The following is a 15,570-nucleotide window of genomic DNA, read 5'->3' as shown; positions in this document are numbered from 1 at the left end:
CCTCGGTCGCCGGGTTCCCGGCCGTGAGGCCTCGATCTCCGGCGCTCGTCGAGGTCACTCCCCTTCGAAGAACTCCGGCCAGTACCGCTGGAGGCAGTCCACCGGCTGGCCCTGGCGGTTGAACCGCGGTCCGGTGAGTCCGACCGTCAGCGCGGTCGCACGTTCCCGCGCCGAGCCGTGTCCCATGGCTCCGCCGGTGTCGCCGATGATCGGCAGCAGGCTCGCGACCTGCAGGATCTCCTTGGCGCCGAGGGCATCGCGCTGGTAGGCCGTGGCACCCCAGTTGGCGGCGAGACAGTCCGCGACGAGCTCGCTGTTCTTCCCGGCGGGCAGGCGACTGTCCGGGATGTCGAACAGTTCGGCCATCCGGAACACCACGTTGTGGCCGTATTCGTGGGCGACGACGATCGCCGCGGTGAAGTCACCGACGATCGGCGACGGCACCCCGAAGACGTTGCCGTCCCAGATCGCGGCGAAGGTGTCGACCGGCAGGACCACGCTGCCCTCGGTGGGACGACCCTGGCCGTCCGGCTCGGTGTCCACGCCGCAGAAGAAGGCGTTCGCCTCGTCGGACGGGATGGGACTGGGACCCGAGTTGCCCTCGCCCACAATGCATTCGGTGGTGAACGTGGTGCCTGACGCGATGAGCGCACGCCCCGGCGCCACCTCACCCCAGCCGAGATCGTCGAACCATCCGCCCCAGGTGCCGTCGAGGTCGTCGAGCAACGTGGTGAGGTACTCCGGCACCGCGGTGTCGACGTTGGACGAGTTCACCCCGCTGGTCATGAGTTCCGCGCTCGGCGTCGGCAGTTTCGGGCAGGAGTCGGGTAGACACTGCGCCGCATCGGCGTCGGGCGGCGGGGTCGAGGTGGTCGGCGAACCGGGGGTCGAACCCGGGGATGTGGTCGTCGAGGTGGTCGACCGCGATGCCGCCGATCCCGACTCCTCGGTTCCGAGGAGGGAACACCCACTCGTGACCGCCAGGGTCACCACGGCCGCCAGCGCGACCCACCAGCGCACGAGGCGGCCATCACGTCCATCGATCATTGCGCGAACCTAGCAGGGAATCCCCAGTTCACCTGGGGTTTGTCGTCCGTCTGAATCACTGTCGCACCCGCGCGCACAAGCCGTGGGAGATCGGCACCCACGAGGTCTCGCCGTCGATGCCCTACCCTTTATCAGCGGGGACCGGCGATGGGTCCGCGTGAGAAATACGAGATGACCGAAGAGCGAGCTGGAGAACAGACCGTGACCGTTGAAACCGACCCGAATCCGGCCTTCGCCGAATACGCCCATCCCGAGCGGTTGGTGTCCACCCAGTGGCTGTCGGCGCATCTGGGCGCCAAGGGGCTCAAGATCATCGAATCCGATGAGGACGTGTTGCTCTACGACATCGGCCACATCCCCACCGCGCAGAAGATCGACTGGCACCTGCATCTCAACGATCCGGTCACCCGCGACTACATCAACGGCGAGCAGTTCGCAGAACTGATGCGCAGCAAGGGAATCGAGCGGGACGACACCGTCGTCATCTACGGCGACAAGAGCAACTGGTGGGCCGCCTACGCACTGTGGGTGTTCACGTTGTTCGGTCATGAGGACGTCCGCCTGCTCGACGGCGGCCGCGACGCGTGGATGGCCGAGGACCGGGACACCTCCTTCGACGTCCCGGACTACCCGCGGTCGGACTACCCGGTCGTCGAGCGCGACGACACCAAGATCCGCGCGTTCGCCCCGCAGGTCCTCGAGGCCCTGGGCACCGAGCCGCTCATCGACGTCCGTTCTCCGCAGGAGTACACCGGCGAGCGCACCCACATGCCGGACTACCCGGAGGAGGGTGCGCTGCGTGGCGGGCACATCCCCACCGCCGTGTCCATCCCGTGGGCCAAGTCGGCCGCGCCGGACGGACGGTTCCGTTCGCGCGCCGAACTCGACGAGATCTACGCCGGCCTCGACCCCGAGACCCCGACGATCGCCTACTGCCGCATCGGCGAACGCTCGAGCCACACCTGGTTCGTGCTGACCTACCTGTTGGGCCACACCGCCGTCCGCAATTACGACGGCTCGTGGACCGAGTGGGGCAACGCGGTGCGCGTACCCATCGCAGTCGGTGACGAGCCGGGCGCCGCGCCCGGCTCCAAGTGAGCTCCCGCCGCCGATGACTCTGCCACCGGCCCTGGCCGAGATCGTCGACGATTTCGGCGCACTCGGCGATTCGGACAAGATCACGCTGCTGCTCGAGTTCGCGGGTGAACTGCCCGGTCTGCCCGAGTATCTCGAGCAGGACGCGATGGAACCGGTACCGGAGTGCCAGTCCCCGGTGTTCCTGTCCGTCGATGCCACCGACGCGTCGTCGGTGCGCCTGTATTTCAGCGCACCCCGGGAAGCACCCACCACGCGCGGGTTCGCCGCGATCCTGCATCAGGGTCTCGACACCGCGTCGGCGCAGGAGATCCTCGACGTGCCGTCGGACTTCTACTACGACCTCGGCCTCGGCGGTGCGGTCAGCCCGCTACGGCTGCGGGGCATGGCGGGCATGCTCGCCCGGATCAAGGCGCAGGTGCGCGCGCAGGCCGCCGACGCCGGAACCGGAACAGACACAGCGGGGGCATGAAGTTCATCCAGATCCGCGACGAACCGATCGCACCCGGCGGTCTCGTCGAGTGGACACCGTATGTGCCAGGCGGCCTGGGCACCTGGGAGTACGATTCCCGGCTCACCTCGCACAATCACGAACAGCACCTGCGTGCCGCCTTCGACTACCGCGTCCGCACCCAGCGTGAGGGCGGTCGCGAGGCCTGGTTGGGTCTGAGCATCGAGTTCGACGAACCGTTGTCGATCCCGGCCATCAGGTCGGTTCTGACGCAGTGGATCGACCGGCACGAGGTCCTGCGCAGTCATGTGGTCATCAAGGGCACCGGTCTGCAGCGACTCACCACCGAACCCGGCACCGTGAAGCTCAAGATGGGCCGCATCGGCTGGTATCCCGAATCCGGGCCTCTCGTCGAACAGCTGGCGGGGTCCTTCGACCGTGCCACCGCGCCGCTGCACTGGCCGGCGTACCTGTTCGCGACCGTGGGCCGCGAGCGGTCCTTCACCCTGCTCTTCGCCGCCGATCACTCACTCGTCGACGGCTATTCGTTGATCATGGCCCAGCAGGAGCTGGTGTCGATGTACCGCGCCGCGCGCGAGCACCGCCACGCCAACCTGCCGGAGGTGGGCAGCTATGTGGACTTCAGCGCCGAGGAACGACGCCTGGCCGACCAGACCGGCGCCGACCATCCCGCGGTGGCCCTGTGGTCGGAGTTCCTGGAGGCGGGCGACGGTGACATGCCCCGACTGCTCTCCCCCACGGCTCCGGGCTCGGCACCGGTGACCGACACCCGCACCGACGCCGAGCGGGCCGACATGGAGGAGACGACGATCCCGCAGGAGTCGCTGTGGGGTGTCATCGCCGACGACGAGACCGCCAATCGGTTCACCGCGGTCTGTTCCGAGGCCGGCGGCACGCTGACAGCGGGTGTGCTCGCCGCCTTCGCCGTCGTCCACCACGAGATGACCGGCGATCAGGTCTTCCGCTGTGTCCTGCCACGGCACACGCGCAACGATGCCCGCTGGTTGACCTCGCTCGGCTGGTTCGTGGGCGTCGCGCCGTTCTGGCTCGACATGTCCGACTCCCCGACCTTCGATCAGGCCGTGGCGAGGTCGACGCGTATGCTCAAGCGTGGCAGGCAGGGATCGGCGTTGCCGTTCCTGCGGGTGGCCGAACTGATCGGCCACCTCGCGGAGCCCCGGTTCGTCATCTCGTTCATCGACACGCGGTACGCACCGGGCGCCGGTGCGGCAGATGCCGGACGCGCGAAGGTGATCCGCAGCCACAGCTACTCTCCGCACGAGGTCTACATCTGGATCAACCGGACGCCCTCCGGGTTGCGGTATTCGGCCAGGTTCCCCCGCGAGTCGCCGCTCCGCGATCTGGGGGTCGCCAGTTCGGCGACCGACGTCCCGAACAGGCCGCCCACCCGTGATCAACATGAGGGAAGCGTCACATTCGGTGAGGACCGAATCCATGCCGAGGCAGGCTGGGACATCGATCCCGACGTCGGCCCCGTGCACGCCTACCTGCACGGTTTCGCCGAACTCGTCCGGCAGCTCGGTGATGCGAGCACATTCTCTTCGGCGATGTGACCCACGGCGCCACCGAACGATTGCTCGGTGGGCTAGGGTATTGCCCGGAAGGTCGCGACGCCGGCACCTGTCGGTGTCGTGCATCGCCCGAACCGGCCGCTTCCCGGTCGAGGAGGGTGGACCCCCAGACTTGACCGTTGTCCGACAACCGTGCCGCGCGCCATTCCCAGCGCCGTGACACCTGAGTACGAGTAAGGCCCAGGAGAACAAGTGCCCAGTACCTCTGCGAACACTCCGTCCGCAATCAGCAAGGTCCTCATCGCCAACCGCGGCGAGATCGCTGTCCGCGTGATCCGCGCCGCTCGGGATGCAGGCATCGAGAGCGTCGCCGTCTATGCCGAGCCCGACGCGAACGCGCTGTTCGTCAAGCTCGCGGACGAGGCGTTCGCGCTGGGTGGTCAGACCTCGGCGGAGTCCTACCTGGTGTTCGACAAGATCCTCGACGCGGCCAAGAAGTCCGGCGCCGACGCGATCCATCCCGGTTACGGCTTCCTGTCGGAGAACGGCGACTTCGCCCAGGCCGTCATCGACGCCGGGCTGATCTGGATCGGACCGTCACCGCAGTCGATCCGCGATCTCGGCGACAAGGTCACCGCGCGCCACATCGCCCTGAAGGCCGACGCCCCGATGGCCCCCGGCACCAAGGACCCGGTCAAGAACGCCGACGAGGTCGTGGAGTTCGCGAAGGAGTACGGCGTCCCGGTCGCCATCAAGGCGGCGTTCGGCGGCGGTGGGCGCGGCATGAAGGTCGCCTACACCATCGAGGAGATCCCCGACCTGTTCGAGTCGGCGACCCGTGAGGCCGTCGCCGCCTTCGGTCGCGGCGAGTGCTTCGTGGAGCGCTACCTCGACAAGGCACGCCACGTCGAGGCCCAGGTCATCGCCGACCAGCACGGCAACGTCATCGTCGCCGGCACCCGCGACTGCTCGCTGCAGCGTCGTTTCCAGAAGCTCGTCGAAGAGGCCCCCGCGCCGTTCCTGACCGACAAGCAGCGCAAGAAGATCCACGAGTCGGCCAAGGCGATCTGCCGCGAGGCCGGCTACTACGGCGCCGGGACCGTCGAGTTCCTCGTCGGCAACGACGGCCTCGTCTCCTTCCTCGAGGTCAACACCCGTCTGCAGGTGGAGCATCCGGTCACCGAGGAGACCGCGGGCATCGACCTCGTGCGCCAGCAGTTCCGCATCGCCAACGGCGAGAAGCTCGAGCTCACCGAGGACCCGACCCCGCGCGGACACTCCTTCGAGTTCCGCATCAACGGCGAGGACGCGGGCCGCAACTTCCTGCCCGCCCCCGGACCGATCTCGGTCTACAAGGAGCCGACCGGCCCCGGTGTGCGTGTCGACTCCGGTGTCGTCGAAGGAGACGTCATCGGCGGCCAGTTCGACTCGATGCTGGCCAAGCTGATCGTCACCGGCGAGACCCGCGAGCAGGCCCTCGAACGCTCGCGTCGCGCGCTGGCCGAGTTCCAGGTCGAAGGTCTGGCCACGGTCATCCCGTTCCACCGCCACATCGTGTCCAACCCGGCCTTCATCGGCGACGGTGAGAAGTTCGACATCTACACCAAGTGGATCGAGACCGATTGGGACAACCCGATCGAGCCGTACACCGGTGGCGAGCCCATCGAAGAGGACGACGCCGCACCGCGCCAGAACGTCGTGGTCGAGGTCGGCGGGCGCCGCGTCGAGGTGTCGCTGCCCGGCGATCTCGCACTCGGTGGCGGCGGCTCTGCCAACGGTGTCGTGCGCAAGAAGCCGAAGGCACGCTCGCGCAAGAAGGGTGGCGGCTCAGCGGTTTCCGGTGACGCCGTGGCCGCACCGATGCAGGGCACCGTCGTCAAGGTCGCCGTGGCGGAGGGCCAGGAGGTCGCCGCAGGCGAGCTGGTGGTCGTCCTCGAGGCGATGAAGATGGAGAACCCGGTCACCGCCCACAAGGACGGCGTGGTCACCGGCCTCACCATCGAGGCCGGCGCCGCGGTCACCCAGGGCACCGTGCTGCTCGAGCTGAAGTAAGCCCCCTGCTCCCTGAGTAGCGAGCTAGCCGGCCCCCTGCTCCCTGAGTAGCGAGCCTGCGAGCGTATCGAAGGGACCTGTGCAACCAGTCGAGATCAACGCCGGGACGTGGTATCTGCGTTCGCTTCGTGCGGACGAGCGGATCACCGACGTCCCGGCGTTGTCTCGTCTCGGGGTCGACGACCCGGCCGCGTATGTTGCTGCGGCCGACGCCGATTGGGAGGCCGAGACGCGCTTCGTGTGGGCCGTCTGCATCCCCACCACCGGTGAGCTCGTCGCGTTGATCGGTGTCACCCCCGACGGTTCCACAGCACGACTCTGGGGGCAGGCCCGCGACGGCTATGACGAGGCACTCGACGCCGCGGTCGGCCCGGTCACCCGCTTCGTCGAAGGCGCGCTGGATCTGGTTGTGAGCGAGCCCTTCTCGCGCGGGATCAACTAGGTCCCCGCGTCGGGGATCTCGTTCCCGCTGGATGGCTTCCCTCCCGCTTATTGGATCCAATAGGCGGGAGGGAAGCCATCCAGCGGGAAGGACGAGGCCCACCCGCCGCGCTGCTGTGGGGCACCAGTTGGCTGTTAGCCTGCCTGCATGTCCGAGCCACCGCCGTTCAGCCCGACGATCATGCTGCTCACCCTGAGCCGCGTGTGGGAGGCGGAACTCGCCGCAGCCCTCAAACCTCTCGGACTGACGACGCGAAAGTACGGCCTGCTCGGCCATATTCGAGGCACACCGGGCATCTCGTTCAGCGAGCTCGCTCGACGCTCCCGGATCACGGTGCAGAGCGCCCACGCGGCTGTCTCCGGTTTCGTCGAAGCCGGGCTCGTCGATGACGGCACCGCCCACGCCGGTTCGGCGTCGAGCCTACGGATGACCGCCGCGGGTGAGGAGATCCTGATCCGGGCGGCCGCAGAGGTCGCCCGACTCGACGCCGAGCTGACGGCGCACGATCCGGAACTCGCGACCGCGCTTCACGACCACATGAGACGGTCGTTTCCGAAGCCTTGATCGTCGCCGGAGCATCCTTCAGTTAGACTGAAGCTCGTGAACGAGCCTCTTTCCCCCATGGCGGAGTACCGATGAAGGTCCGCCACTACCTCCGACGGCCGCCCACCGTCCCCGCAGCCGACGCGGTCCGCCTGGTCGCCGATGGTGCGCTGATCGTCGACGTACGACGCGACTTCGAATGGAACCGGGTACACATCCCCGGCGCGGTGCACATGCCGCTCGAAGTTCTTCCGGAGCGGTGCCTCGAACTCCCCGAGGACACCCTCCTGATAGCCTTCTGCACCGGCGGAATCCGATCCGCCGGTGCAGCAAACCTCCTCGTGGAGAACGGCTTCGAGGCCGCAAACATGAGCGGAGGACTCATCGGATGGCGGGCGGCCGGCGGCGACCTCACCGGGTGAGTGCCCACCGCCGGCCGAGAGCCCGCTAGGTCGTGGCGTTGGCGAACGACTCCAGGCTGCTCGTCGCGTCGATGTACTCGGTCACCCAGCGCTCGATCACCGCGGAGGTCTTCTCGACCTTGCGGAACTGGCCGACAACCTGGCCCACCGGATTGAACGCGACGTCGATGCTCTCGTCGGGATGCTTGTGCGTGGCGGCGACAGCCATACCGGAGACCATGTACTGCAACGGCATTCCGAGGGGGTCGGGGTTCTTGGGGTCCTCCCACGCCTCGGTCCAGTCGTTCTTCAGCATGCGGCACGGCTTACCCGTGAACGACCGGCTGCGGACCGTGTCACGGCTCGACGCGTCGATGTAGGTCTGCTGCTGGACGGGGGTGTTCTCGGCCTCCTCGACCATCAGCCACTGCGAACCACTCCACGCCCCCTGGGCGCCCAGCGCGAGAGCGGCCGCGATTTGTTCACCGCTGCCGATGCCACCGGCGGCCAGAACCGGCACCGGGGCAACCTCTTTGACCACCTGCGGCCACAGCACGATCGAGCCGACCTCGCCGCAGTGTCCGCCACCCTCGCCGCCCTGCGCGATGATGATGTCCACGCCGGCGTCGGCATGCTTGCGCGCCTGCTTCGGCGACCCGCAGAGCGCGGCCACCTTACGGCCCGCGGCCTGGATCTTCTCGATCATGTCCACCGGCGGAGTGCCGAGCGCGTTCGCGATGAGCGTGACCTTCGGGTGCTGCAGCGCGAGTTCGACCTGGGGCGTCGCGGTGGTCTCCGTCCACCCGAGCAGCTGCAGGGAGTTGTCACTGTCCTCGTCGAGCGGCACCCCGTGGTCGCGCAACAGCTTGCGGCCGAAATCCAGCGTCTCCGCCGGGACCATCGACTGGAGCATCTTGGTGAGCTCCTCGGCGGACATGTTCGCGTCCATGCCCTCGTACTTGTTGGGGATGACGATGTCGACGCCGTAGGGGTGATCGCCGATGTGCTCGTCGATCCAGTTCAGCTCCACCTCGAGCTGTTCGGGCGTGAAACCCACCGCGCCGAGCACACCGAAGCCACCCGCCTTGCTGACCGCCACGACGACGTCGCGGCAGTGGGTGAACGCGAAGATGGGGAACTCGATACCGAGTTCGTCGCAGATCGGGGTGTGCATGGCTTGTCTCCTCGACGCCTGGCAGAATTAGAACGTGTTCTAATCTGGATACCAGGCCGAGGGGTGACGGACAAGCGTTCCGCGGAACACTCCCCCGACTGCGCGGTGGCCGGCGGACACGAATCCGCGCCGATCGTCGCCCGGATTGTCACAGGCCGGACCTATCCTGCGGGTGTCAGGTGAATCCCCCCGTTCTCGCCAGGAGGGCACCCATTGCAGTGACACCCGGTACACGGCCGCACCTCCCGCGGTACACGAGTGTCCGGAAAGGAGATGTCATGTCCGCCGCCGCCTTCGACGCCACCTTCGACTCCACGGTCCACGATGCCTGGCAGGAGTTCAGTGCGCTGCTCGGCCGACGCATGTCATCGATGAGTCCGTACGACACCGCCTTCATCACCCCGTCGCGCGAACTCGCAGCCGACCGCTGGTTCGCCCTTCGCCTCAGGCGCTCTCGCCGATTGCGCTGCGCCGTCGCCGGCGGCACCGCCGGTCACGCGGAATCACTCGTGAGTCTGGGCTGGCGCAGAGTCCGTGACGGACGGCTTGAGGTCACGACGACGCCCGGACACGGCGATGACGCCGTCGTCGACCTGGCGGTGCGGACTCTGCGACAGGTGTGGTCGGTTCCCGACCCGTCCTTTCTCGCCCCTCTCGGACACCCGTTGCCCGAGCGCTGCCCGATCCTCGACGCCGAAACACTCGGCCCCGACGGACTCCGCGCTCTCGTGCGCGACGAGCTGGAGACCTACGCGGGCGGCACCTTCACCATCCGGCCCGACGCCACCATCGCCCTGCCGACGGCGCACATCGATTCCGCGATCGGGATCAGCCTCGACGAACCGAGGATCGACATCTTCGGCAAGGTCCTCGTCGACGCCCATCCCCGGTTCACCGACACCCTGATCGCAGATCTCGCCACGCGTTGTCCGACCATCGAGCTCGTGCTCGACGACGCCCATCTCTGGGCCGTGCGCTCGATCAGCGCCGTCGCGTTCCATCGGCACCGCCTGTTCCTCGGACTCTCCGACTGGCTCGACTTCATCGACCGCGAACTGCCCCGGATGGGGCCGACCGAACGGGAACCCCTCAGCACGCGGGTGATCCGCCCGGCGACTCGCGGTCGAGACAAGCCGGTGAACCGGCAGCCGCTGCTACGGCCCCGGACCCGCTCAGGAGAACAACGCTCGTCCCGTGGACAGGAGGCCCGACATGGCCAAAGGTAAAGCTGCACAACAAAACAAGACCACGAACGGCAAGAAAGGAAAGAAGAGCAAGAAGAAGATCCTCTACGTCGACATGGACAACACCCTGGTCGATTTCCAATCCGGGATCGACAAGCTCAGCGACGCCGAGCGCGACCGTTTCGACGGGAACCTCGACGACGTCCCGGGGATCTTCTCACTGATGGACCCGATGCCCGGCGCCGTCGAGGCCTACCACGAGCTGGCCCGCCGGTTCGACACCTACATCCTCTCGACCGCACCCTGGGACAACCCACTGGCGTGGACCGAGAAGCTGCTGTGGGTGAAGATGCACCTCGGGCGCGGTGCGGAATCACCCGCGTACAAGCGAGTCATCCTCTCCCATCACAAGAATCTCAACCGCGGACACTTCATCATCGACGACCGCGATGCGCGGGGCGTCAAGGACTTCAAGGGCACCCACATCCACTTCGGCCAACCCGGCTACGAGACGTGGGAGAAGGTCCTCGAGCACATGCGCGGCCTGGCGTAGGCAACGGCCGCACCACCGCCCGGGTGTCGCTCAGCGCCGACCGTACGGTTTGCGCGCGGTCTCGGTATCCCCGTAGATGATCGCCCTTTCTCGCCGGGTGTCGGTGAGAAGTGTTGCTCCCCAGGTCATCATGGTTCCCATCCGATTGCGGATCCCCGCGAGGAAGGCGATGTGGATGACACCCCACGCCACCCATCCCGGGAACCCCGACAACTGGAAGCGTCCCGACTGAACGATCGCCTTGCGTCGTGCGATGTAGGCGGCGGTCCCGAGGTCCCGATACTTGAAGGGCGTCCGTTCAGGCTGCCCCGCAACGGTTTCGGCGATCACCGTGCCCGCATGCCGTCCGCTCTGCATGGCCACCTCGGCGACGCCGGCCAGGTCCTGGAATGCCATCATGTCGCCACACACGAAGACCTCGGGGTGGCCGGGGACCGACAGGTCCGCCTCGACCGGTATCCGGCCCGAACGATCCTGTTCGACACCGAGAGCCGACGCCAGCGTGGTCGCGAACGGTACGGCCTCGACGCCGGTCGTCCACAGCGTCGTGCGGGCCGGATAGATCTCTTTGTGCTTGTCGCTCTTGCGGGTGGTCTCCACGAAGTCTTCTCCGACGTCGGTCACGTGAACCCCCAGGTGCGTCTCGACGCCGAGTTTGTCCAGGGTGCGCTGCGCGCTCGCCGACAGCCGCGGCTCGAACGAGGGCAGGACACGGTCGCCACCGTGCAGCAGCAGAACCCGGGCCGCGGCCGGATCGATCGCGTCGTATTCGCGCTCGAGCGCGAGGGTCGCCAGCTCGCGGATCTGGCCCGCCAGTTCGACGCCGGTGGGTCCGCCGCCCGCCACCGCGAACGTCAGCCAGGACCGCTGCTCCGCGGGATCGGTGACCGTCTCGGCCATCTCGAACGCCGCCATGATCTTGCGCCGTATCGTCAGGGCGTCGTCGAGGCTCTTCATGCCCGGCGCATGCAGGGCGAAGGCGTCGTTGCCCCGGTAGGCGGTGCGCATCCCGGCCCCCACCACCAGATAGTCATAGGGAACACGGAACTTCGATCGGTCGAGGCGGTCCACGGTCACCTCCCGGGCTTCGGCGTCGATGGCCGACGCCTCCCCGAGGACGACGTCGAGGTTGCGCTGCCGTCGGGTCAGGTGCCGAATCGGACTGGAGATCGCGCCTTCGGAGAGCAGCCCCGTCGCGCACTGGTAGAGCAGCGGCTGAAACAGGTGGCTGGTGCTGCGGTCCACGACGGTGATGTCCACCGGCGCCTTCTTGAGACGGCGGAGGCAATGCATGCCCGCGAATCCTGCACCGATGACGACGACTCTGGGTCTCGAGGGGGCCATTGCGCCGATTGTTCCAGACATTCGGCGCGGTTTACCGCCGACCGGTGAGGGTAAGCGCCGTTCGTGGAAACCAAGGTGTCCCTCTCGGTCGACGGCGTGACACATGATGTCCTCGTCGACACCCGCACGACCCTGCTGGACGGTCTGCGTGACCGGCTCGGCAACTTCTCCCCCAAGAAGGGGTGCGATCACGGCCAGTGCGGATCGTGCACCGTGCTCGTCGACGGCCGCCGGGTCGTCAGCTGCCTGTCGTTCGCCGTCTCCTATGAGGGCACCGAGATCGTCACCGCCGACGGCCTCGCCGACGGCGACGACCTCCATCCGATGCAGCAGGCATTCATCGATCAGGACGGTTTCCAGTGCGGCTTCTGCACCCCGGGGCAGATCTGCTCGGCGGTCGGCATGCTCGAGGAGGCCGACCGCGGATTCCCCAGTTCCGTCACCGACAGCACCGATCCCGGCGAGCAGGCCGGCGAACCGGACGCGACCGAGTTGTCCGCCGCCGAGTTGTCCGACGACGAGATCCGGGAACGGATGAGCGGCAATCTGTGCCGGTGTGCGGCCTACCCCAACATCCTCGCGGCGATCCGACAGGCGGCCGACCGATGATCCCCTTCACCTACGAACGTGCCACCGATGTGGCCGGCGCCCTGGAATTCCTGCGCGAGCACCCGGACGCGAAGCTCCTTGCCGGCGGCACCAATCTGGTCGACCACATGAAGCTCGGGGTCGCCACTCCCCCTGCGCTGGTCGACATCTCACGCCTGCCGCTGGACGAGATCAGCGACAATCCCGACGGTTCACTCCGACTCGGGGCCACCGTGCGCAACTCCGACCTGGCCGCCCATCCGACCGTTCGGCGGCGGTATCCGATGCTGTCGGCGGCACTGCTGTCGGGGGCCTCACCGCAACTGCGCAACCTGGCCACCACCGGCGGTAACCTGCTGCAGCGCACCCGGTGCGTCTATTTCCAGGACGTCACCACGCCGTGCAACAAGCGCGAGCCGGGCACCGGATGTTCGGCGATCGGCGGGTACACCCGACATCACGCGATCCTGGGCGCCTCCGAGAGCTGCGTGGCCACTCACCCGTCCGACCTGGCTGTCGCCCTGGCCGCACTCGACGCGCGGGTCGTCGTCGAAGGGCACGACGGCCAACGCGACGTCGACGTCAACGCCTTGTACCGGCTGCCCGGTGACACCCCCGACCGCGACACCGAACTGGACCCGCAGGACCTGATCGTCGCCGTCGATGTACCTGCACCACTACCCGATTCGGTGTCGATGTATCGAAAGGTGCGCGACCGCGCGTCGTACGCCTTCGCCCTGGTGTCCGTCGGTGCCGAACTCAGCCTGGACAACGGCGTCGTCCGCGACGCGCGCATCGCGCTCGGCGGCGTCGCGCACAAACCCTGGCGGGCGCACCGCGCCGAAGCCGTACTCACCGGAAACCCGATCTCGCCCGAACTGTTCGCCGAGGCAGCCGATTCCGAGCTCGCCGAGGCCGTGGCGCTCGACGGCAACGCGTTCAAGATCCCCCTCGCTCGCCGGACGCTGATCGCGGTTCTGACCGAGTTGGCGTCGCGATGAGCGCCATCGGAACCTCGTGGGCCCGGATCGACGGAGCCGAGAAGGTCCGCGGCAGCGCGCCTTACGCCTACGAACACGTCACCGACGCGGTGTACCTGTGGCCGATCACCGCCACGGTCGCACGTGGCCGCGTGTCGGCGATGGACACCGCGGCCGCCGAGTCCGCCGACGGGGTGCTGCTGGTCCTGACCATCGAGAACGCACCGCGGCTGGCCGACACCTCCGACGGTGATCTCACGATCCTGCAGTCGCCGGAGATCACCTACCGCGGCCAGCTCATCGGCGCCGTCGTCGCCGAGCATCCCGAAGTCGCCCGGCAGGCGGCGGCGATGGTGGAGGTGACCTACGACCAAGCGCCTCATGACACCGAGTTCCGTGTCGATCACCCCGACAGCTACCGGCCCGAGCAGGTGAACGGCGGGTTCGAGCCCAACTCCGAGCAGGGCGAACCCGACCGGGTCCTGGCGTCTCCGCCGACGGGCACCACACAGATCGACCAGTGGTATTCGACGCCCGAGGAACACAACAATCCGATGGAGCCGCACACCGTGGTGGCTACGTGGGACCCCGACGCCCCACTTCTCACCCTGTACGACTCGACCCAGTCGACGCAGGGGGTGGTGTCCACGCTGGCGCCGGTACTGGGTATCGAACCGGAACACATGCGGGTGATCGCGCCACACGTCGGGGGCGGCTTCGGTTCCAAGGGTTCACCGCATTCGCACGACGTGCTCGCGGCCATGGCGGCGATGCGGTTGCCGGGTCGTGCGGTGAAGTTCGCGGTGCCGCGCCAGCACATGTTCCTGTATGTCGGTCACCGCGCGCCCACGAGCTCCCGCCTGCGGATCGCTGCTGACAGCGACGGCAACATCACCGCGCTGGTACACGAGGCCCACACCCACAGTGCGCACGCCAAAGAGTTCGCCGAGCAGGCGGCGGTGTCGTCGCGCATGATGTACACCGCGCCGCATCGTCGAACCGACCATCACCTGGTGCCGTTGGACGTCCCGCCACCCTTCTGGATGCGGGCACCCGGGGAAGCACCCGGCATGTTCGCCGGCGAGGTCGCGATGGACGAACTCGCCCACGCCGTCGGCATCGACCCGATCGATCTACGTATCCGCAACGAGCCCGCCGAGGACCCGGAGACGGGAAAGCCCTGGTCGTCGCGGCAGCTGGTGGACTGCCTTCGTGAAGGTGCCGAGCGGTTCGGTTGGGACCGGCGACGGGCCGAGCCCGGTACCCACCGCGAGGGTCGATACCTGGTCGGGTTCGGTGTCGCCGCATCGACCTATCCGCACATGGTGAACCCCGGCAACGAGGCCCTGATCCGGTATCAGGACGGCCGGTACACGGTGCGGATCGCGGCCACCGACATCGGGACCGGGGCGTGGACGACACTGACCCTCATCGCCGCCGACGCCCTCGGAATCCCGCCCGAACAGGTGCATCTGGAGATCGGCGACAGCGCCCTCCCCAGCGCCACCGTCGCGGGCGGATCGTCGGGCACGTCGTCCTGGGGTTCGGCGATTGTCACCGCGGCACACCAATTCCGGGCACGCTTCGGGAACGATCCTGCCGACGGCGCCGAGCTGTCGGCGGAGGCCGCCGACAATCCGGACCTCGAGAAGTTCACCGCCGCATCGTTCGGCGCGCACTTCGTCGAAGCGCATGTCGACGTCGACACCGGCGAGATCCGTATTCCCCGGATGCTCGGGGTGTTCTCCATCGGACGTGCCATCAACCCGCGCACCGTGCGGTCCCAACTCATCGGCGGCATGGCCTTCGGCATCTCGATGGCTCTGCACGAGGAGAGCGTCCGGGACCCGCGCTTCGGGCACGTCGTCACCCAGGACCTCGCCGAATACCACATCCCGGTGCACGCCGACATCGCCGACGTCGACGCGATCTGGCTCGACGACCCCGATGAACACGCGACACCGATGGGTTCACGCGGGGCCGGCGAGATCGGGATCGTCGGGAGCGCAGCGGCAGTGGTCAACGCCGTCTTCAACGCCACCGGCGTCCGGGTTCGCGATCTGCCGGTCCGGCTCGACGACCTGCTCGACGGGCTTCCCGCCCAATAGGTTCAAGCCCAGAAGGTTCAAGCCCAATAGGTTCGAGCCCAGAAGGTTCAAGCCC

15 protein-coding genes are annotated in these 15,570 nt (G+C 67.7%); 12 read left to right on the top strand and 3 right to left on the bottom strand.

All coding sequences use genetic code 11. The features are described from left to right. Window positions 1-54: 54 nt before the first annotated feature. Entirely contained in the window at window positions 55-1,047 is a 993-nt protein-coding gene (locus H1R19_RS08910; RefSeq protein ID WP_244970921.1) for a neutral zinc metallopeptidase, read from the bottom strand. A 201-nt stretch (window positions 1,048-1,248) separates the two neighbouring features. On the opposite strand from H1R19_RS08910, the gene H1R19_RS08905 reads away from it, so the two are divergent. The 7 genes from H1R19_RS08905 (at window position 1,249) to H1R19_RS08875 (ending at window position 7,605) form a co-directional block, all read left to right on the top strand. Further along, a complete protein-coding gene (locus tag H1R19_RS08905; protein ID WP_188331525.1) occupies window positions 1,249-2,145 on the top strand; it encodes a sulfurtransferase in 897 nt (298 codons plus the stop codon). Between the two features lie 13 nt (window positions 2,146-2,158). Then, a complete protein-coding gene (locus tag H1R19_RS08900; protein WP_219851237.1) occupies window positions 2,159-2,614 on the top strand; it encodes a SufE family protein in 456 nt (151 codons plus the stop codon). After that, window positions 2,611-4,188, top strand: a complete 1,578-nt coding sequence (locus H1R19_RS08895) for a condensation domain-containing protein (RefSeq protein WP_219851236.1) — start codon at window positions 2,611-2,613, stop codon at window positions 4,186-4,188. The genes H1R19_RS08900 and H1R19_RS08895 overlap by 4 nt, the downstream gene beginning before the upstream one ends. A 210-nt stretch (window positions 4,189-4,398) precedes the next feature. Beyond that, window positions 4,399-6,198 (top strand): acetyl/propionyl/methylcrotonyl-CoA carboxylase subunit alpha, encoded by a 1,800-nt coding sequence (locus H1R19_RS08890; RefSeq protein ID WP_188331528.1) that lies wholly within the window; start codon window positions 4,399-4,401, stop codon window positions 6,196-6,198. Between the two features lie 79 nt (window positions 6,199-6,277). Beyond that, window positions 6,278-6,640: a hypothetical protein gene (locus H1R19_RS08885; protein WP_219851235.1), complete on the top strand. Its 363-nt coding sequence runs from the start codon at window positions 6,278-6,280 to the stop codon at window positions 6,638-6,640. 147 nt (window positions 6,641-6,787) lie between these two features. Next, a complete protein-coding gene (locus tag H1R19_RS08880; protein WP_188331530.1) occupies window positions 6,788-7,204 on the top strand; it encodes a MarR family winged helix-turn-helix transcriptional regulator in 417 nt (138 codons plus the stop codon). A 71-nt stretch (window positions 7,205-7,275) separates the two neighbouring features. Continuing rightward, window positions 7,276-7,605, top strand: coding sequence for a rhodanese-like domain-containing protein (locus H1R19_RS08875; protein WP_219851234.1), 330 nt, complete (start codon window positions 7,276-7,278; stop codon window positions 7,603-7,605). Between the two features lie 25 nt (window positions 7,606-7,630). On the opposite strand, the gene H1R19_RS08870 is transcribed toward H1R19_RS08875, so the two are convergent. Then, window positions 7,631-8,758, bottom strand: coding sequence for a nitronate monooxygenase (locus tag H1R19_RS08870; protein WP_188331532.1), 1,128 nt, complete (start codon window positions 8,756-8,758; stop codon window positions 7,631-7,633). A 278-nt stretch (window positions 8,759-9,036) separates the two neighbouring features. On the opposite strand from H1R19_RS08870, the gene H1R19_RS08865 reads away from it, so the two are divergent. Beyond that, on the top strand, window positions 9,037-9,984 hold the full coding sequence (locus tag H1R19_RS08865; protein WP_219851233.1) for a TY-Chap domain-containing protein: 948 nt from the start codon (window positions 9,037-9,039) through the stop codon (window positions 9,982-9,984). Window positions 9,985-10,057: 73 nt separating this feature from the next. Further along, on the top strand, window positions 10,058-10,495 hold the full coding sequence (locus H1R19_RS08860; RefSeq protein WP_219851565.1) for a 5' nucleotidase, NT5C type: 438 nt from the start codon (window positions 10,058-10,060) through the stop codon (window positions 10,493-10,495). A gap of 30 nt (window positions 10,496-10,525) precedes the next feature. Here the strand turns inward: H1R19_RS08860 and H1R19_RS08855 are convergent, their stop codons facing one another. Further along, entirely contained in the window at window positions 10,526-11,839 is a 1,314-nt protein-coding gene (locus tag H1R19_RS08855) for an NAD(P)/FAD-dependent oxidoreductase (protein ID WP_219851232.1), read from the bottom strand. 63 nt (window positions 11,840-11,902) lie between these two features. Between H1R19_RS08855 and H1R19_RS08850 the strand changes: the two genes are divergently transcribed. From H1R19_RS08850 to H1R19_RS08840, 3 genes are read left to right on the top strand one after another with little or no spacing between them, the layout of a single operon-like run. Further along, entirely contained in the window at window positions 11,903-12,448 is a 546-nt protein-coding gene (locus tag H1R19_RS08850) for a (2Fe-2S)-binding protein (RefSeq protein ID WP_188331535.1), read from the top strand. Then, entirely contained in the window at window positions 12,445-13,428 is a 984-nt protein-coding gene (locus H1R19_RS08845; protein ID WP_219851231.1) for an FAD binding domain-containing protein, read from the top strand. Before H1R19_RS08850 ends, H1R19_RS08845 begins: the two co-directional genes overlap by 4 nt. Beyond that, on the top strand, window positions 13,425-15,515 hold the full coding sequence (locus tag H1R19_RS08840; RefSeq protein ID WP_219851230.1) for a xanthine dehydrogenase family protein molybdopterin-binding subunit: 2,091 nt from the start codon (window positions 13,425-13,427) through the stop codon (window positions 15,513-15,515). Before H1R19_RS08845 ends, H1R19_RS08840 begins: the two co-directional genes overlap by 4 nt. Window positions 15,516-15,570 lie beyond the last annotated feature (55 nt).

It is taken from the genome of Gordonia jinghuaiqii (assembly GCF_014041935.1).
GTDB lineage: Bacteria > Actinomycetota > Actinomycetes > Mycobacteriales > Mycobacteriaceae > Gordonia > Gordonia jinghuaiqii.
Note: the sequence above shows the minus strand (reverse complement) of the source record. Positions and strands in the feature narration are given on the sequence as shown.

Coding starts and splice junctions, on each gene's coding strand:
- H1R19_RS08895 (WP_219851236.1), top strand. CDS start 2,611: ATGAAGTTCATCCAGATCCGCGACGAACCGATCGCACCCGGCGGTCTC.
- H1R19_RS08860 (WP_219851565.1), top strand. CDS start 10,058: ATGGACAACACCCTGGTCGATTTCCAATCCGGGATCGACAAGCTCAGC.
- H1R19_RS08900 (WP_219851237.1), top strand. CDS start 2,159: ATGACTCTGCCACCGGCCCTGGCCGAGATCGTCGACGATTTCGGCGCA.
- H1R19_RS08865 (WP_219851233.1), top strand. CDS start 9,037: ATGTCCGCCGCCGCCTTCGACGCCACCTTCGACTCCACGGTCCACGAT.
- H1R19_RS08875 (WP_219851234.1), top strand. CDS start 7,276: ATGAAGGTCCGCCACTACCTCCGACGGCCGCCCACCGTCCCCGCAGCC.
- H1R19_RS08855 (WP_219851232.1), bottom strand. CDS start 11,839: ATGGCCCCCTCGAGACCCAGAGTCGTCGTCATCGGTGCAGGATTCGCG.
- H1R19_RS08880 (WP_188331530.1), top strand. CDS start 6,788: ATGTCCGAGCCACCGCCGTTCAGCCCGACGATCATGCTGCTCACCCTG.
- H1R19_RS08840 (WP_219851230.1), top strand. CDS start 13,425: ATGAGCGCCATCGGAACCTCGTGGGCCCGGATCGACGGAGCCGAGAAG.
- H1R19_RS08870 (WP_188331532.1), bottom strand. CDS start 8,758: ATGCACACCCCGATCTGCGACGAACTCGGTATCGAGTTCCCCATCTTC.
- H1R19_RS08910 (WP_244970921.1), bottom strand. CDS start 1,047: ATGATCGATGGACGTGATGGCCGCCTCGTGCGCTGGTGGGTCGCGCTG.
- H1R19_RS08845 (WP_219851231.1), top strand. CDS start 12,445: ATGATCCCCTTCACCTACGAACGTGCCACCGATGTGGCCGGCGCCCTG.